The following is a 17288-nucleotide window of genomic DNA, read 5'->3' as shown; positions in this document are numbered from 1 at the left end:
ATGCAGNGGCCAGCGCGCCGCCTCCTGCCGCTGCCAGGCCGCCTCCTGCTCATCCCACCACGGGTGGCCGGGACACTCGCGATAGCCAAACCCGGCGATGGTTTCGGAGAAAAGCTCGATCTTGCCGGAAGGCGTAGAGAGCGGATAGCGCTGCGGGTCGGCGCGAAAATCCGCCAGGAAAACCTGCGGTTTCTCCGGCGCGCTGTATTCCAGCACCCCCTGCCGCCAGAATTCATCAAACGACGGCAGCGCGATCCCCTCTTCCCGCGCGCGCGGCCGCGACGCTTCGTAGATCTCCCGCAGCCACTGCCCGGCGTCGCGCCCCTCGCTAAAGCGCTCACCGCAGCCCAGCCGCTCGGCAAGGTCGCAGAAGATGGCGTAATCATCGCGCGCTTCGCCCACCGGCGGGATCTGCGCGCTCATGGCGATCATAAAGCCGTCGTGACCGCCGCTGCCGATATCTTCCCGCTCCAGCGACGTGGTGACCGGCAGAACGATATCGGAAAATTTGGCCTGCGCGGTCCAGAACTGTTCATGAACGACCACCGTTTCCGGCCGCCGCCAGGCTTCACACAGGCGGTTAATGTCCTGATGATGGTGAAACGCATTGCCGCCGGCCCAGTAGACGAGGCGGATGTCGGGATAGCGCAGATGCTGGCCGTCAAACTCGTATGCCTCGCCCGGATGCAGCAGCATATCGGAAAGGCGCGCCACCGGAATCACCTGGTTTACCGCGTTCTCTCCGGCGGGAAGGCGCGGCCCGGAAAAGGCCTTACGCGCCGCCCCCGCCAGATTGGTGCAGGCGTAGCCAAACCCCAGGCCGCCGCCCGGCGTACCGATTTGCCCCAGCAGCGCGGTGAGAGCCACCGTCGCCCAGTAGGCCTGCTCGCCCTGGCGCGCCCGCTGAATTGACCAGGAGATATTGACCATCGTGTGCTGGCTGGCCATCTCGCGCGCCAGCGCGGCAATCCGCTGCGCCTCAATACCGGTTATCGCCGCCGCCCACTCCGGCGTTTTTGCGACGCCATCGCTCTCCCCCATCAGGTAGGCGCGATAGGGCGCGAAACCCACGGTATGGCTGGCGATAAAACCGCTGTCGTAGAGGGATTCATTAATCAGCACATAACAGAGCGCCAGCAGCAGCGCGGTATCGGTTCCCGGACGAACCGCAAGCCACTCGGCGCTCTCCACGGCGCTCAGGTCATTGCGCACCGGGCTGATATTGATAAAGCGCGTCCCCTGCGCCTGCATCTTGTCCAGCCAGTATTTCAGCATATGGTCGTTGGCGCCGCCGCCGTTGACCTGCGCATTACGCAGCGGCAGGCCGCCGAATGCGACAAACAGCTGGCATTCGCGCGCCAGCTCGGAAAAATGGGTGTGCTGGCGGTGCAGCGGGCTCAGCGGCCCGAGAATATGCGGCAGGATACGCTCGCCCGCCGCGCTGCTGTAGGTGTTAGTGCTGGCGGTATAGCCGCCGAAGCACTTGAGGAAGCGGTGCAGCTGGCTTTGCGCGTGGTGAAAACGGCCGGCGCTGGCCCAGCCGTAGGAGCCGCCGAAAATCGCCTCATTGCCGCAGCGCGCTTTGACCGAATTCAGTTCGCGGGCCAGCAAATCGAGCGCCACCTCCCAGCTCACCTCAACAAACGGCTCTTTACCGCGCCCCTCGCGCGAAGCCGGGCCATTTTGCATGTAGCCCGCGCGCACCGCCGGACGGCGAATGCGCGTCTTGCTGGTGATCGCATCGGGGAGCGACTGACCAATACGTGAGGGATTTTTATCCCAGGGCACCGGCGTCACCGCCTCAATGTTGCCGTCACGGGCCTCGACCTGCCAGGTTCCCCAGTGCATTACGGTCAGATTATGTTGTTTTTTCATCTTGCCTGTTTTCTTCTCACCCGATAAAAGCCGCCATAATAAAGCGTGCGAATCCTGGGAATAAAATACGTATCACCATACAATCTGCTGCAGAGAAAGGATTTTCCACGCAGAATAGTTCTACGCTATTCCGGGATGCGATATATTACAGCGACAGAATAATTTTAATTAAGCAGCAATCTTTATTTGAATAAATAAGAGTTGCAAGCAAATTAAACCCACAAAATAAAAATGGATTAAGCTGCATCATGAAATATTTTCAGGTTACAGATAACAAATTTACGTTTTCCTCAGGCAAATCTGCGATATAACATTGTTGATATAACTTAGACATATTTTGTATTTGAGGTTGTGTAGTTGTTGTTGTCATGCTACTGCTCCGCACAGCCACCTCCATCACAGGACCATAATAAGAATGTCGCAGAAAATGAAATTATTGCCCATCGCCCTGGGTCTGCTCTCGCTCGCCTCCGTCAACGCTCCGGCGGCGGATGCCTTATCACTTCAGGGGAAAACTATCGGCGTCGCCGTGGTCGGGACGCAGCACTTCTGGGATCGTGAAGCCTATAAGGGTGCGACCGAAGAGGTAGAGAAACTGGGGGGTAAAGTAATCGGCGTCGATGGCGGCCGCGATAACCAGGTTCATGCGAATAACCACGATATTTTACTGTCGCGCAAGGTCGATGCGGTAATTAGTATTCTGGGCGACAGCGCCGTTGAGCCTAAATTCAAAGCGCTACGCGATGCCGGCATTCCGGTATTTACCGTAGACCACGTTTCAAAATATTCGGTCAATAACACCACCTCCGATAACTACACTCTGGGATCGACCATCGGTCGCTATATGGCCGATGAACTGGGCGGCAAAGGTAACGTTGCAGTATTTAACGCATTCTCCAGCTCCCTGCGTATTTGCGGCATTCGTTATGACCAGTGGAAATATGTCCTCAAGGATTATCCGGATATTCACATTATTCAACCGGAGCTGGCCGAGCAGTTTGCCAACTCGCCGGAAGATGCGCGTAAGAAAACCCTCGAACTGCTGAGCCAGTATCCAAAAGGCAAACTCGACGCCATCCATGTCGCCTGCTGGGATCAGCCGGCTATCGGTATTGTCCAGGCGCTGGAAGAGACCGGCCGCGATAAAGACGTCAAGGTCACCGCCATCGACGCCGGCCCGGAAACCCTGGAGATCATGGCCGAGCCGGGCAGCCCGTTCGTCGCCAACGTCGCCCAGCAGCCGCACCTGATCGGCCAGACCTCCGCCGATAACGTCGCGCGCTACTTCGATAAACAGAAGTTGCCCCTGCAGACCTTTATTCCGGTAGTGCCGGTGAAAGGCCCGCAGGAGGCAAAAGCGGTCTACAAACAGCTGGGATATGGCGAACTGCAGTGATCACTCCATCCTCCGGCGGGGTTAACCCCGCCGCTGGTCTGGCAATGAACCAGATCGGCAAAAGCTTTGCTAACGTGACTGCATTAAATGCGGTCACGCTGCTTCTGAATCCCGGTGAAATTCACGGCCTGATCGGCGAGAACGGCGCGGGAAAATCGACGCTAATAAAAATCCTCGCAGGCGTCTACCGGGCCGACAGCGGCAGCGCCACCCTTGACGGCGCGCCGCTGCCGCTCGGCAATCCCGCAGCGATTGAAGCGCTGGGTATCCGCGTTATTCACCAGGAACTCAACCTGATCCCGCACTTTACGGTGGCGGAATCGGTGTTTCTCGGCCAGGAGTACCGCACCCGCTGGGGCGCGCTGGACCGGCGGCGAATGAACGCGGCCACCCGGGCGTTTTTCCGCGACAGCTGGCAGCTGGACATTCATCCCCGCCGCCTGATCCGCGACCTCAGCCTCGCCGAACGCAAGCTGGTGCAAATCGCCAGAGCGCTGATCGACGGCGCGGCAAAGCTGGTGGTATTCGATGAGCCCACCGCGCCGCTGGAAGCGCAGGAAGCCGGCCTGGTCACCTCCGCGATTCTGCGCCTGCGAGAACAGGGGATCGCGATTCTCTACATTTCCCACTATCTCAACGAAATCGCCGCCCTTTGCGATCGCGGCACGGTGCTACGTAACGGCGAGGTGGTCGGCTACCCCGACCGGGCGCTTCTGCAGAATACCGACGCGTTGATCAAAATGATGGTCGGCCGCGATATCGAACAGCTCTATACCCCGCGCCAGAGCAGCGCGCATCAGGTCGATGCCGCTGCCCCGGTGCTGTCGGTTCGCCATCTCAGCGACGGGCAGCAGTTACGCGATATTACCTTCGATATTCAGCCGGGCGAGATCGTCGGCGTCGCCGGACTGCTGGGCGCCGGGCGCGACGTGCTGATCGATCTGCTATACGGGCTACGCCGCGCCCGCAGCGGCACGATAAGCGTTGACGGCCAGCCGAAGCGGCTGCGGACGCCGTATCAGGCTACCCGGGCCGGACTGGCCCTGGTGCCGCGCGACCGCCGCCATCAGGGGCTGATTCTCCCCTTCACCACCGCCGACAATATCAATCTGGCCTCGCTACCGGAGACCGCCACTTTCGGCTGGGAGCACCGCGGCCGGGCGCTGGAAAAAGCGCGCAGCTGGATCGACCAGCTCTCTATCCGCCCCGGCCGTCCGGAGCTTCCGGTGCGCTTTATGAGCGGCGGCAACCAGCAAAAGGCGATTCTCGCCCGCTGGCTGGGCACCGATGCGCGGCTTTTTATTCTTGATGAACCCACTCTCGGGGTGGATATCGGCGCGCGCCGCGATATTTATCAGCGCACCCGCGAGCTGGCGGATCGCGGTCGCGGCGTACTGGTCTCATCCAGCGACACGCCGGAGCTGCTGGGCCTTTGCGACCGCATCCTGGTGATGTGGCGCGGCGAGCTGGTGGCCAATCTCCCGACCCGGGGGCTGACGCTGGACGCGCTGCTGGTGACGATTAACGGTGGACAGGAACAACAGGTATGAGTGCAGGTATCCAGCGCCGCCCCCTTCCGGGCATCACGACGCTTATCGAAAAATTTCCCCTGATTCTCTTTTTTGCGCTGCTGGTCTGGCTCAGCCTGCAGTCGCCTTTCTTTTTAAGCTGGCAAAATATCAGCATGATGCTGGTGCAAAGCGTGCCGCTGGCGATCCTCTGCTTCGGCCTGGTCTGCGTAATTGCCGTCGGCGGCGATGATGTGGTCTCCGGCGGTATCGATCTGTCGCTGCCCGCCATCGCGGTGCTCGGCGTCGCGTTACTCAGCCTCGGCATGGCCGAGTGGAACACCCCGTACCTGGCGCTGTTTTTACTGCTGATTGCCGTGAGCCTGGCCTGCGGCGCCGTCAACGCCACGCTGGTGCTGGCGGCGGGCCTGCCGCCGCTGCTGGCGACCCTGTCAACTTCGGTGGCCTTCACCGGGCTGACCGACCTGCTGACCGGCCAGCGGCGCATCGCGGTGAGCGACCCGCTGATGGTGGCCTTTCGCGATAACGATCTGTTCGGCATTCCCTGGCCGCTGATCTATCTGCTGGCGGTATTCGCGCTGTTTCAGTTTTTGCTCCACCACTCCCGCTTCGGCCAGCATTTACAGGCGGTGGGCGGTAACCGCGATATGGCGCAGATGAGCGGACTCAACGTTCGCCGTTTGACCATTATCGTCTGGCTGCTGGCGGGCATCGCCGCCGGCCTGGCGATTTTGCCGCTGCTCAGCCAGGGCTCAGGCAGCTCCAGCGGCACGGCGACGCCGCTGCTGCTGGAAACCGTCCTCGCGACCTTTATCGGCGCGGCGTTCTCGCGGCGGCGCGTGGTCACCATCTGGGGGGCGCTGCTCGGCGCGGTGCTGGTCAACGCGCTCTCTAACGGGCTCGGCCTGCTGGGGGTGAATATTTTCTGGATGGGCGCGATCAAAGGCGGCCTGATCCTCGTGGTGCTGGCGGCTTCGGCGGTCAGACATAAAGGAGGCAACTCATGAGCCAACTGACGCTCAAGACCCCCTCAACGGGGCAAACCGGCAGCGGTCCGCTGGCGTGGCTATCGCGGGCAGGATTCGGCGTCATTACCCTGCTGGCGATTGCCCTGTTCGGCTGGGCGAACCCGGTATTTCTGACCTTCGATAACTGGGCCAATTTGCTGCAGGGCAGCGCGATTCTGCTGATCGTGGCGATGGCGATGACCCTTATCGTTAGCGCCGGGGCGATTGACCTCTCCGTCGGCGTGGCGCTGGATTTCGGCGCCGCTTTTGCGCTGGTGGCGCTGAAGACCTGGCATCTGCCGTGGCAGGCGGCGGTGGGCTGCGCTCTACTCGGCGGGGTGATTATCGGCCTGCTGAACGCCTTTCTGATCCTTGTCTGCCAGATTCGTCCGTTCCTCGCCACCCTCGGCACCTGGTTTATCGCCAGCAGCGCCGAGCGTATCTATACCGACGGCGGCGGCTCTATCTCCTACCGCCGGATGGCGCCGGAGTATCACGATCTGGCGGTCGGCAATATCGCCGGTATTCCGACGCCGGTGGTGATTGTGCTGGCGCTGTGGCTGGTAGCCTGGCTGCTGACCGAACGCACGCTGTTTGGCAAGTACGTGCGCGCTATCGGCCAGAACGGCGAAGCGGCGCGTATCGCCGGGATCCGCGACCGCCGGACCATGCTGTGGGTGCTGGTGGCGGCCTCCGCGCTGTGCGCCGTCGGCGGCGTCATTCTCTCCGCCAACCTGCGCCAGTTTACGCCGCTGGCCGGCCAGGCCTACCTGATGGACGCCATCGCCGCGGTCTTTATCGGCACCGCCTTTAACCGGCTGGGCCGGGTCAGCATCGCCGGCACCCTCGGCGGGGTGCTGTTTCTCGCGATTATTGATAACGGCCTGAACCTGATGGGGCTGAACTACCTGGTGAAGGATGCGCTGGTTGGCGTGATTCTGGTGGTCGCGCTGGCCCTCTCCTTCTGGCAGGCGCGTCTGCGCCAGACCCATCGTTAAGCGGAGCACCTATGGCAGCTTTTGACGCCGTCTTTGTCGGCCTGACTATTCTTGATATCGCCGGTCGCCCGGTGATCGACATCCCGCCGCGCGGCGGGGTAGCCTTTATCGAACAAATTCGTCTTAACCCCGCCGGAACTGCCGCCGGGGCCAATATTAACGCCGCGAAGCTGGGCATTCGCACCGCCGCGGTGGCCTGCCTCGGTGAAGATGAAAAAGCCGATTTTATCCTCGCCAGCTATGCGCGGCTGGGGATCGACTGCTCGCTGGTCCAGCGCACGGCGCAGCAGGAAACGTCGGCGACGATCCTGCCCATCCGCCCCAACGGCGAGCGCCCGGCGCTGCACTGCCGGGGCGCTTCCGATGCGCTTTTTATCCGCGAAGAAGAGTTTGACGCGATCCTCGACTGCCGGTTCCTGCACCACGGCGGTACCGGCCTGCTGGCGGCGATGGATAGCGGGCAAAGCGCGCTGCTGCTGCGGGCGGCGAAAGCCCGCGGCGTCACCACCAGCTTTGATTTAATCGCCCCCGACGCGGGCACCCTGGATCTGCTGCGCCCGCTGCTGCCGTCGGTGGACTACTTTATGCCTTCCCTTGAAGAAGCGGCGTATCTCTCCGGGGAGACCCAGCCGGAAGCGATTGCCCGCGTCTTCTTTGCGCTTGGCGTCGGAACCTGCATTCTGAAGGACGGTGAAAACGGCTCCTGGCTGCTGACCCGCGACGGTGCCGTCGAGCATATCGCGCCGTTCCGGGTCGATGCCGTAGATACTACCGGCTGCGGCGACAGCTACTGCGGCGGCTTTATTGCCGCGCTGGCCCGGGGGTTAAGCGTCAAAGCGGCGTGCGAGGTGGCTTCCGCCGTCGCCGCGCTGGTGGCGACCGGCATGGGATCGGATGCCGGCGTGGTGGACTGGCAGCATACGCAGGAGTTTATGGCGACCCACCGTCGCCGATAACAAGCTTCGCCGCCGCATTGCGCGGCGGCAAGCACGGCTTAACGCCACTGATAAAGCAGCGGCTCTCCGGCGACATAGCGCTGGAGGTCGGCGGCAATCATCGCCGTATGTTTAGCAATGCTCTCCCGCGTCGCCCCGGCGATATGAGGAGTAATAATCACGTTATCAAACTCGGTGACAAACGGATGGTCGCGCCACAGCGGCTCGCGATGGTAAACATCCAGCGCCGCGCCGCCCAGCGGGCCGTGGCGCAGCGCGTGAATCAGCGCTTCTTCGTCCACGACCGCCGCGCGCGAGGTATTGATCAGCAGCGCGCCCGGCTTCATGCTGTTCAACAATGGCGCGTTCACCAGCCCATCGCTGTGCGGGCCGCTGCTCAGATGCAGGCTCACGATATCCGCCTCGCGGAACAGCCCCTCAAGGGTCGTCTTTTGCAACCCCGGTTCGTTAATATCCTCGGCGGCGACAAACGGGTCCACCACCAGTACCGCCATGCCAAAGGCGCGGGCGATACGCGCCACCCGTCGGCCAATATTACCGTAGCCAATCAGCCCCAGGGTTTTGTTGCGCAGCTCGCTGCCTTTAAAGACTTCATAAGGGCTTTGCGGACTGACGTCCCACACCACATCGCGGCGCAGCCCGCTCTGGGTGGCCTGCGCGGCGTTTTCGGCGTGGGTGAATTCGCCGCGCTTCAGCGCCGCGTGGGATTGCGGAATATGCCGCGCCAGGCTCAGCATCAGCCCCAGCGTCAGCTCGGCGGCGGCGTCCGCGTTGCGCCCCGGCGTATAGAGCACGCGGATGCCGCGCGCCTGGGCGGCTTTGGTATCAATGTTCACAGGATTGGCGCGGGTGCAGGCGATCACCTGTAAACGCGGGCAGGCGGCGATCACCGCTTCCGTCACCTCATCGTAGCTGGTCACCAGCACCTCGGCGTCGTGAGCCAGTTCGATCAGCTGGCCTGCGCTCAGCTTCGGCTTGCCCAGCGCCCAGCCTTCTACCCGCAGTTCGCCCAGTTGCTGAAAAGCGCTGAGGTCGCCGGCGTGTTCGGCGGTAAAAACAATTTTCATATGCGTTGTTCCTGAGAAATACGTTGAAGCGCCTCGCGGCGGGCCTGCCACACCGGGAGCATCTGCTCGCGCAGCAGGCGATACACCGGATAGAGCGCGGCGTAGCGGCTGTACGCCTGCGGATGGGGTCGATAGCGGGTCTGCTCCAGCGCCGGATAGCGGCTCAGGGCATCGACGCTGCGCGCTGCCAGAATCGCCGCGCCGCGCGCGCTAAGCTCGTTGAAAGGACTGGAAACCACCGTTCTGCCGGTGCAGTCGGCAATGATTTGCAGCCAGGTCGCCGAAGCCGCGCCGCCGCCGGTCAGGTACAGTTCGCCGCCCTGCGGGTAGCCCTGAAGCGAGTCGACGATAGCGTAAGCCAGCCCTTCAAACACCGCCCGCAGCAGCTCCGCGCGGGTGGTGTGCTGGCTAATGCCGAAATAACCAGCCCGCGCCTCGGGGCTAAAGAACGGGGCGCGTTCGCCGTTGAGGTAGGGCTGCCAGAATACGCCGCCGCTGCCGGGCTCAACGCTGGCGATATGCTGTTCCAGCTGCTGTAAATCCGGCTCCAGCGCAATCTGCTGCTGGAGCCAGTCGATGTTCGGCGTCCCGGCCTGCATCGGAAAAAGGTTAATAAAGCTGCCCGCTTCGGTGTGGGTGACGTAGCGCGTCCCCTCATTGACCGTCTGGCGACCGTGGCAGACGATACCGGTGCAGCAGGTAGTGCCAAGAATGGTATAAATATCGCCATCGTTGACCGCGCCGCAGCCCAGCGCCGCGCTGCACACATCCAGCGCGCCCGCCGCAACCGGCGTGGCGGTGGGAAGCCCGGTCAGCGCCGCGACCTCTTCACGCAGCGTTCCAGCCTGAGCGTCCGGCGCCAGCAGCGGTGGGAACAGAGATTGTAAATCTGCCAGGCCCATCTCATTGAGCACCACCGTGGATAGCTTCCCGCTCTGCTGATTCAGCAAAGAGGTGCTGGCATCGGTAAGATCCAGCGCCGCGACGCCGGTGAGGCGAAAGCGGATCCAGTCCTTGGCGAAAAACAGATAGCGGGCCGCCGCCAGCCGCTCCGGCCGGTGATGCTTGAGCCAGTACAGCTGCATACTGGTGTTGCAGGGCTGCAGATGGGTACCGGTATCGTCAAAGAAGCGACGGTCAAAACCGGGGCGACTGAGCAGTTCGCTCATCAGGTCGCGGCTGCGGGTGTCGCTCCACAGGATACCCGGCCCGACCGGTTCGCCTTCGGCGTCGCTGAGCCAGACCCCTTCGCCCTGCCCGGCAAGGCCGATGGCGCGTAAACGCCCGCTTTGCAGCGCCGGATACCGGGCGATATCGCGTAAAATCGCCACCACCGACTGCCACAGCTGGGCCATATCCTGCTCGGCGTGACCGTTGGCCGACAGCCGCGGGCCGGTGTTCTGCGCCGCGCTGGCGCACGCCTGAAAGCGTTCATCAAACAGCACCGCTTTCACGCGCGAGGTGCCGATATCGATTCCGAGATAAAAATCCATGCCTGACCCGTTGGTGAAGAGAAATTAGTCGCGCTCGTAGCGGCGGCGCATCAGTTCACATTCGAACAAAAATTCCAGTCCTTCCAGCTGGCGACGAGCTTCTTGAATGTCTTTGCCCCAGCAGGTCAGGCCGTGGCCGCGCAGCAGGAAGCCGTAGCGCAGCGGGTGAGTCTGCGCATAATCTTCAATGCGCGCCGCCAGGGCATCGATATTCTGGTCGTTATCAAAAATGGCGACCGGCACGGTATCGAGATGGCTGTGCTGGCCGGTCAGGGTTTTCTGCATCTCATAGCCCTGCAGCGCCAGGGTGGCGCTTTTTTCAATCCGCGACAGCACGGTCGCGTTGACGGTATGCACGTGCAGCACGACATTCGCTTCCGGGAACAGGCGATACACCAGGGTATGCAGGCCGGTTTCAGCAGAGGGTTTACGTCCGGAAGGCGCTTTATTGCTGGCGATCTCCACCTGCAGGAAATCCTCCGTCGTCAGGCTGCCTTTATCGCGCCCCGACTCGCTCAGCCAGCACCAGGTCTCATCCTGACGCACCGACATATTGCCGCCGGTGGCCGGTGCCCAGCCTTTCGCGCCGATCCAATGACAGGTGGTGACCAGTTGCGCGAGTCTTTCTTGCCACATAGCAGTTCCTTAGTTTAGCGATATTGTATTTAGCCGTCTAAATGGCTATTTACCCGATACTAACACCGCCAGCGTAAGCGAACAATATTTCAGGAAAGACTTACATTGATAATGGTTATATCAGAAAGGCATATGAAATTACTATTTTTAACAACAATACAACTAGACATTTTCATGACGCCAAAATTACCGCCTGCGAGCGGTTAAAAAGATGGGGGATCGTGTCGCCGGGAAACGGCATAAAATTGGCATCATTTGTCGATTCTGACCTGCCCCCCGGGTCGCATAACACGCCAGCCATCGTCCGACAAAAATGCGGGGCAGGAGTCACATCCCACTGCCCCACGGCGGTGCAAAACATGGCACTGTGCACACATTTATGGCAAACGATGTCCGTTTAACGTCGTTTTATGTGCATACTGCCCACCCCATTGTGTTACCCCTGCCCCGCTTTTTCTGGCACACCTCTTGCTACCCCTCTGCCATCGCTATTTGGATAGCCACTCAGAGGTTCCACCATGTCAAACAGCAATGATTTTCCGCTCGTCGAAGCGCCTGCCGCCGGGCGCAAGGGCGTTTTTTCCATCTCGATGGTTCTGTTCAGCTTTACTTTTTTCACCGGCACCATGTTCGCGGGCGGCAAGCTTGGCGTCTCTTTCTCCATCGTTAACCTGCTGTGGATTGCGGTGATCGGTAACTTTCTGCTGGCCCTGTACGCCGCCTCGCTCGGCTGGATTGCCGCGCGCAGCGGGCTAAATACCGTGCTGATGGGCCGTTTTTGCTTCGGTGAAATCGGCAGCAAGCTCGCCGATTTTATTCTCGGCTTCGCCGAGCTGGGCTGGTACGCCTGGGGGACCGCGACGGTCGCCATCTCGCTGGTCAAAATCCTCGCCCTGCCTGAGGCGATGACGATTCCGCTGATGATCCTGTTCGGCATCCTGTTCTGCGTCACCGCGCTGGTGGGCTATAAGGGGCTGGATGCGCTGTCGCGCGTATCGGTACCGCTGATGTTTATTCTGCTGGTGGTGTCGATGTACCTTGCCGCCCATCACGCCGGCGGCTGGCAGGCGATGACCCAAATCGAACCGGGTGAAACCATGACCTGGTCGGCGGCCATTACCATGGTATTCGGCACCTTTGCCAGCGGCGCGACCCAGGCGACGAACTGGACACGGCTGGCCAACTCCAGCCGCACCGCCATCGTCGCCAGCATGAGCAGCTTCCTGATCGGCAACGGGCTGATGATTATCGCCGGCGCCTGGTGCGCCATCGTCTACCAGCAGGCCGATATCGTGGAAGTGCTGATTTTGCAGGGGCTGTCGGTCGCCGCGGTGGTAATGCTGTGCCTCAACCTGCTGACGATTCAGGGACCGACGATCTACAACGTTTCGGCGGCGGCCTGCCATCTGCTGCGCAGCGAGCGTCGCCGCACCCTGACCGTGGTTGCCGCCGGAGTCGGCATTCTGCTGGCCATTGGCGGTATGTATGAAATGCTGATCCCTTTCCTCGTGCTGCTGGGCAGCATCATTCCGCCCATCGGCGGCGTGATCCTCGCCGACTACTGGTTTTATCGCGGCGGCCGCTATCCGCTGCTGCACACCGCCCGTTTGCCGCGTTTTAACTGGCTGGGGCTGGGCGCCTACGCCGTGGGCGCGGCGGTGGCTTACCTGTCACCGTGGATCGCCCCACTGGTTGGCATTACCGTTTCCGCGCTGGTCTATATCGCGCTGACGCGTCTGAGCAAACGTCAGCCCGCCGCTGATTCGGTCGCGGAGCAGTAGCCGTGAGCCTGACGGTCAGCGAAATCCTCGCCCTGGAGGGGCTCTCCGCCATGCGCCTGCGCGCCGGTAAGCAGGGGCTGCAGCTGGCGGTTCGCTGGTACTACGTGGCGGAAAATGAAAATATCGCCGAATGGATCATGGGCGGGGAGCTGGTGTTTATCACCGGGATCAACCATCCCCGCGATGAAGAAAACCTGATCCATTTGCTGATGGAGGGCAAGCAGCGCGGGATCGCCGGCATGGTGATCCTCACCGGCGACGCGTACATTCAGGCGATCCCGCCGCGCCTGATTGCGCTGGCCGACGAGCTGGGCATTCCGCTGATCGAACAGCCCTATCTGCTGAAAATGGTGATCGTGACCGAACGCATCGGTACCGCGCTGGTACGCAGCGAAAACGCCCTGCAATCGCAGCGCGATATTCTGCTGCAGCTGTTAACCGGCGACTATCCCGACCTGCAAATCCTGCATCAGCGGGCGCTCCACCAGCAGCTGGATTTTACCCGCCCGCTGCGGGTGGCGGCGCTGCGCCTTGAGGGGATCCCGCGCCTGTTTCGCCAGTTTCCGCCGGAGCAGGCCGAGGCCTGGCTGCAGCAGGCCCGCCGCACCGTACGCCAGCGGCTGCAGCAGCAGCTCAATCAGCAGGGCAATCCCTTTCCGCTGGTCGAGCGCAGCAATATGTTTCTCTTTCTGCTTCCGGATGAGGAAGGCGAATTTTATCAGCAAAAAACGTGGCTCCAGGCGTGGCTGATCGCGCTGGCGGAGGGCGACGACGGGCTATCGCTGCTGTGCGGCCTTTCGGCGCCGGTGCAGCAGCTGCAGGGATATCAGCGCGCGCTGTCGCAGGCGCGTCAGGCGCTGGACCTCAGCGATAACCTGCGTCCGGCCCAGCGCATCAGCGACTACCAGCAGCTGGGGTTTATCAAGCTGCTCTCCGCCGTTAGCGACCCCGCCCTGCTGAGCGACTTTATGCACGACACCCTCGGCTGTCTGATTGAGCCGGATCGCAAAAGCCCCTGGCTGCTGATGGAGACCCTGGAAACGCTGCTTCAGGAGAGCGGCAACGTGGTCAGAGCCGCCGAGCGGCTGGGCATTCACCGCAACACGTTGCATCAACGCATTCAGCGTATTGAAAAGCTGACCGGCTATCCGGTCAGCCACCCGCAGTTTCATCTCAACGCCTCGGTCGCCTTAGCGATCTGGCGTATGTCGCAAAACCATTTACGGGAACAACCATGAAAATTATCAACGCGCGCCTGCGCCATCAAGAAGCGCTCTATACCCTCGACTTACAGGACGGCGTGATTAAAAGCATCACCGCGCAGGCCGCGGCGCAGGCGGCTGGCGCCGACGATATCGACGCTGAGCAAAAGCTGGTCATCCCGCCGTTCGTCGAACCGCATATCCATCTTGACGCCACCCTGACGGCGGGCGAGCCGGAGTGGAATATGAGCGGTACCCTGTTTGAGGGCATCGCCCGCTGGAGCCAGCGCAAAGCGAGCGTCACCGTCGAAGATACATGCCAGCGGGCGCTGAAAACCATCGGCATGCTGCGCGACAACGGCGTGCAGCACGTGCGCACCCACATTGATGTCACCGACCCTTCCCTGACGGCGCTTGAGGCGATGCTGAGAGTGAAAAAAGAGGCGGCCCATCTTATCGATCTGCAGATCGTCGCCTTCCCGCAGGAGGGCATTGAGTCCTTCCCCGGCGGACGCGAGCTGATGACCCGCGCCATCGAAATGGGCGCCGACGTGGTGGGCGGCATTCCGCACTACGAAAACACCCGCGATAAGGGCGTCAGCTCGCTGGTTTTTCTGATGGACCTGGCCCAGCGCCACGGCTGCCTGGTGGACGTGCACTGCGATGAAACCGACGACCCGCAGTCGCGCTTTCTGGAGGTGCTGGCGGAAGAGGCCCGGGTGCGCGGCATGGGCGCGCAGGTCACCGCCAGCCATACCTGCGCCATGGGCTCCTACGACAATGCCTACTGCTCGAAGCTGTTCCGTCTGCTCAAAGCGTCTGGCATCAATTTTATCTCCTGCCCGACCGAAAGCATTCACCTGCAGGGGCGCTTCGACAGCTGGCCTAAACGCCGCGGCGTGACGCGGGTAGCGGAGCTGGACCGCGCCGGGATCAACGTCTGCTTTGCCCAGGACTCCATTCAGGATCCGTGGTACCCGCTGGGCAACGGCAACATCATGCGCATCCTCGACGCCGGGCTGCATATCTGCCATATGCTGGGATACGAAGATTTGCAGCGCTGCCTCGATCTGATTACCGATAACAGCGCCCGCACCCTGTGCCTCGGCGACAACTACGGCATTGCCGAAGGACGCCCGGCGAACCTGCTGATCCTCGATGCGGAAAACGACTACGACGCGCTGCGCCGCCAGGCCAGAGTGCTGACCTCCATTCGTCACGGCAAAGTTATTTTGCAGCGCCAGGCGGAGCAGATTCGCTATCCGGCATAAGCCTGACGTTGACGCGGCCGCGATGCCGCGTCAACCCACTGCTCGCCCGGGGATTTATGTGGTACCTTTTAACGACTTTTTCCGTGCCGACGATGGGCTCCAGCGTCGGCGCGGGCTCACTGAGGATAACCCGTACCCTGATACTATGAGCGAAAAAAAATGGATTAAGGCAGAGGACGTTGCCCGACTCGCTGGCGTCTCCCGTTCCGCGGTTTCCCGCACCTTTACGCCCGGCGCATCGGTGGCGGAAAAAACCCGCCAGAAGGTCCTCGCCGCGGCGGAAACGCTGGGCTATCAGGTCAATATTATCGCCCGCACGATGAACACCGGCAGCAGCAATTTTATCGGCATCGTCACCGCCGGTTTTGATAACCCCTTCCGCAGCAAGCTGCTGTCGCCGCTGGTCCACCAGCTGGCGCTCAACGGTTTTATGCCGCTGCTGATGAACGCCGACGATCCGCAGCAGCTCGCCCCGTCGCTCAGGCAGCTGCTGAGCTATCACGTCGCGGGGGTCATTATCACCTCCGGGGCGCCGCCGCTGTCGCTGGCGGAGGAGTATCTGGAGCGAAAAATCCCGGTGACCCTTATCAACCGCCACGCCGAGCTGGCCGGCTGCGATCGCGTGTGCAGCGACAACGCGCAGGGCGCGAAGCTGGTGGCCGACCTGTTTGCCCAGCGCCAGTGGCGCCAGGCCGGGTTTATCGGCGAAAGCCTGGATAACTTCAGCACCCGCCAGCGCTACGAAGCGTTTGTTGCCCATACCCAGGGAATGGAGGTCGCCGCGCACTTCTGCGACAGCAGCGGCTATCAGGCGGGCTTTGCCGCCGCCAGGCAGCTGCTTGCCGCGCATCCGCAGCTGCAGGCGCTGTTCTGCGCCACCGATATGCTGGCGCTCGGCGCGCTGGACGGTCTGCGGGCGGACAACCCCACGGCTTCGCTGCCGGCGATTATCGGCTTCGATGATATCCCGCAGGCGGACTGGCAGCCCTATCAGCTAACTACCGTGCAGCAGAATACCGCCCTGCTCGCCCACCACGCGGTGGATCTGCTGGTGACGCGGATCGCCAAATTCAGCGTGCCGTCACGCCATCGCGAAGTGCCGGTGAAACTGATCGTTCGCCAAAGCGCTAAATGAAAAATTCATTTTATGCCGGAGCGATCACAGAATAATATTTTTAATCCATCCACACTCATTTTGCCCTTCGGGGCCGTTTTTTTCAGGCAATTTGCACACGTGTGCAAAATAGGGAGTTATGATGAAATCACTGGAATCAAATGAACTGCAGGCCCGCTACCGTTTAGCCTGCGAGCTGGCGAAGGCCGGCGCTGAACTGGCGTTCGAATACTATCAGCAGCGCGACCGGCTGGCGGTGGATCATAAAGGCGACGACCTGCAGGATGTGGTCAGCGTCGCCGATAAGCGGGTCGAAACGTTTGTTAAGCAGCGCATTACCGACGCCTTCCCGCAGGACGGTTTTCTCGGCGAGGAGAGCGGGACGCAGATGCCGGACGCGCGCGTGCTGTGGGTTGTCGATCCCATCGACGGCACCAGCTGTTTTCTTAACGGCCTGCACACCTGGTGCCTGTCGCTGGCCATCATTGCCGACGGAGAACCGGTTATCGGCGTGGTGTACGACCCCAACCATCGCGAGCTGTTCCACGCCCTGAAAGGCCAGGGCGCATGGCTTAACGATGGGCCTATCGCGCCGCATCCGGCAGCGACGGTCAAAGAGGGCGTGATGGGCGTCGGCACCTCGCACCGCGTGACGCCTGCGGTCTTTCTGCCCTTCCTCGATGCGCTGCTGAGCGACGGCGGGATGTTTATCCGCAACGGCTCCGGGGCGCTGATGAGCGCCTGGGCGGCGGCGGGCAGGCTTATCGGCTACTACGAACCGCATATGAACCCCTGGGACGGGCTGCCGGGGCTGGTGCTGATGCGCGAAGCGGGCGGCCTCAGCAACGACTATATGGCAAACGACGGGATCCGTCACGGTAATCCGCTGCTGCTGGCCAGCAAGACGCTCTATCCACAATTAAAAAACATGCTTTGTCACCCCTTACCTTAACCGCATCGGGT

Annotated in this window: 14 protein-coding genes; 10 read left to right on the top strand and 4 right to left on the bottom strand. The window is 61.6% G+C overall.

Annotated elements, in window-relative coordinates:
* A partial coding sequence (locus HMPREF1144_RS14570; protein WP_009653172.1) for a molybdopterin-dependent oxidoreductase occupies nucleotides 1–1875 on the bottom strand: 1875 nt, incomplete at its 3' end.
* Nucleotides 1876–2290: 415 nt separating this feature from the next.
* Between HMPREF1144_RS14570 and HMPREF1144_RS14565 the strand changes: the two genes are divergently transcribed.
* Genes HMPREF1144_RS14565 through HMPREF1144_RS14545 form a run of 5 tightly spaced genes read left to right on the top strand, consistent with a single transcriptional unit; the run spans nucleotide 2291 to nucleotide 7761 of the window.
* Complete coding sequence (locus HMPREF1144_RS14565; RefSeq protein ID WP_009653179.1) at nucleotides 2291–3271, top strand: sugar ABC transporter substrate-binding protein; 981 nt, start codon at nucleotides 2291–2293, stop codon at nucleotides 3269–3271.
* Between the two features lie 44 nt (nucleotides 3272–3315).
* Nucleotides 3316–4821 carry a sugar ABC transporter ATP-binding protein gene (locus HMPREF1144_RS14560; RefSeq protein ID WP_052544842.1) on the top strand — a complete coding sequence of 502 codons (1506 nt, stop codon included), beginning with the start codon at nucleotides 3316–3318 and terminating at the stop codon, nucleotides 4819–4821.
* Nucleotides 4818–5807 (top strand): ABC transporter permease, encoded by a 990-nt coding sequence (locus HMPREF1144_RS14555; RefSeq protein ID WP_004848731.1) that lies wholly within the window; start codon nucleotides 4818–4820, stop codon nucleotides 5805–5807. Before HMPREF1144_RS14560 ends, HMPREF1144_RS14555 begins: the two co-directional genes overlap by 4 nt.
* A complete protein-coding gene (locus HMPREF1144_RS14550) occupies nucleotides 5804–6805 on the top strand; it encodes an ABC transporter permease (RefSeq protein ID WP_004848729.1) in 1002 nt (333 codons plus the stop codon). Before HMPREF1144_RS14555 ends, HMPREF1144_RS14550 begins: the two co-directional genes overlap by 4 nt.
* 11 nt (nucleotides 6806–6816) lie before the next feature.
* Nucleotides 6817–7761: a carbohydrate kinase family protein gene (locus HMPREF1144_RS14545; RefSeq protein ID WP_004848727.1), complete on the top strand. Its 945-nt coding sequence runs from the start codon at nucleotides 6817–6819 to the stop codon at nucleotides 7759–7761.
* A gap of 38 nt (nucleotides 7762–7799) precedes the next feature.
* Here the strand turns inward: HMPREF1144_RS14545 and HMPREF1144_RS14540 are convergent, their stop codons facing one another.
* Genes HMPREF1144_RS14540 through HMPREF1144_RS14530 form a run of 3 tightly spaced genes read right to left on the bottom strand, consistent with a single transcriptional unit; the run spans nucleotide 7800 to nucleotide 10957 of the window.
* A complete protein-coding gene (locus HMPREF1144_RS14540; RefSeq protein ID WP_004848726.1) occupies nucleotides 7800–8828 on the bottom strand; it encodes a 2-hydroxyacid dehydrogenase in 1029 nt (342 codons plus the stop codon).
* Entirely contained in the window at nucleotides 8825–10321 is a 1497-nt protein-coding gene (locus tag HMPREF1144_RS14535; RefSeq protein ID WP_009653168.1) for an FGGY-family carbohydrate kinase, read from the bottom strand. Before HMPREF1144_RS14535 ends, HMPREF1144_RS14540 begins: the two co-directional genes overlap by 4 nt.
* A 24-nt stretch (nucleotides 10322–10345) precedes the next feature.
* Complete coding sequence (locus tag HMPREF1144_RS14530) at nucleotides 10346–10957, bottom strand: methylthioribulose 1-phosphate dehydratase (RefSeq protein ID WP_004848722.1); 612 nt, start codon at nucleotides 10955–10957, stop codon at nucleotides 10346–10348.
* 518 nt (nucleotides 10958–11475) lie between these two features.
* Between HMPREF1144_RS14530 and codB the strand changes: the two genes are divergently transcribed.
* The 5 genes from codB (at nucleotide 11476) to HMPREF1144_RS14505 (ending at nucleotide 17277) form a co-directional block, all read left to right on the top strand.
* Entirely contained in the window at nucleotides 11476–12738 is a 1263-nt protein-coding gene (codB, locus tag HMPREF1144_RS14525; RefSeq protein WP_009653161.1) for a cytosine permease, read from the top strand.
* A 2-nt stretch (nucleotides 12739–12740) separates the two neighbouring features.
* Nucleotides 12741–13976: a PucR family transcriptional regulator gene (locus tag HMPREF1144_RS14520; RefSeq protein WP_009653171.1), complete on the top strand. Its 1236-nt coding sequence runs from the start codon at nucleotides 12741–12743 to the stop codon at nucleotides 13974–13976.
* A complete protein-coding gene (codA, locus tag HMPREF1144_RS14515; protein WP_009653194.1) occupies nucleotides 13973–15211 on the top strand; it encodes a cytosine deaminase in 1239 nt (412 codons plus the stop codon). Before HMPREF1144_RS14520 ends, codA begins: the two co-directional genes overlap by 4 nt.
* A 145-nt stretch (nucleotides 15212–15356) precedes the next feature.
* The gene (locus HMPREF1144_RS14510) at nucleotides 15357–16346 is read left to right on the top strand and encodes a LacI family DNA-binding transcriptional regulator (protein ID WP_042927795.1); all 990 of its coding nucleotides are present in this window, start codon (nucleotides 15357–15359) and stop codon (nucleotides 16344–16346) included.
* A 121-nt stretch (nucleotides 16347–16467) separates the two neighbouring features.
* Complete coding sequence (locus tag HMPREF1144_RS14505) at nucleotides 16468–17277, top strand: inositol monophosphatase family protein (protein ID WP_009653198.1); 810 nt, start codon at nucleotides 16468–16470, stop codon at nucleotides 17275–17277.
* The last annotated feature ends 11 nt before the right edge of the window (nucleotides 17278–17288 follow it).

This window comes from Klebsiella sp. OBRC7 (genome assembly GCF_000293135.1).
Classification (GTDB): domain Bacteria; phylum Pseudomonadota; class Gammaproteobacteria; order Enterobacterales; family Enterobacteriaceae; genus Klebsiella; species Klebsiella michiganensis.
Note: the sequence above shows the minus strand (reverse complement) of the source record. Positions and strands in the feature narration are given on the sequence as shown.

Bases quoted from the DNA above. Each gene is read 5' to 3' on its own strand.
- HMPREF1144_RS14565 (WP_009653179.1), top strand. From the start codon at position 2,291: ATGTCGCAGAAAATGAAATTATTGCCCATCGCCCTGGGTCTGCTCTCG.
- HMPREF1144_RS14560 (WP_052544842.1), top strand. From the start codon at position 3,316: ATGAACCAGATCGGCAAAAGCTTTGCTAACGTGACTGCATTAAATGCG.
- HMPREF1144_RS14555 (WP_004848731.1), top strand. From the start codon at position 4,818: ATGAGTGCAGGTATCCAGCGCCGCCCCCTTCCGGGCATCACGACGCTT.
- HMPREF1144_RS14550 (WP_004848729.1), top strand. From the start codon at position 5,804: ATGAGCCAACTGACGCTCAAGACCCCCTCAACGGGGCAAACCGGCAGC.
- HMPREF1144_RS14545 (WP_004848727.1), top strand. From the start codon at position 6,817: ATGGCAGCTTTTGACGCCGTCTTTGTCGGCCTGACTATTCTTGATATC.
- HMPREF1144_RS14540 (WP_004848726.1), bottom strand. From the start codon at position 8,828: ATGAAAATTGTTTTTACCGCCGAACACGCCGGCGACCTCAGCGCTTTT.
- HMPREF1144_RS14535 (WP_009653168.1), bottom strand. From the start codon at position 10,321: ATGGATTTTTATCTCGGAATCGATATCGGCACCTCGCGCGTGAAAGCG.
- HMPREF1144_RS14530 (WP_004848722.1), bottom strand. From the start codon at position 10,957: ATGTGGCAAGAAAGACTCGCGCAACTGGTCACCACCTGTCATTGGATC.
- codB (WP_009653161.1), top strand. From the start codon at position 11,476: ATGTCAAACAGCAATGATTTTCCGCTCGTCGAAGCGCCTGCCGCCGGG.
- codA (WP_009653194.1), top strand. From the start codon at position 13,973: ATGAAAATTATCAACGCGCGCCTGCGCCATCAAGAAGCGCTCTATACC.
- HMPREF1144_RS14510 (WP_042927795.1), top strand. From the start codon at position 15,357: ATGAGCGAAAAAAAATGGATTAAGGCAGAGGACGTTGCCCGACTCGCT.
- HMPREF1144_RS14505 (WP_009653198.1), top strand. From the start codon at position 16,468: ATGAAATCACTGGAATCAAATGAACTGCAGGCCCGCTACCGTTTAGCC.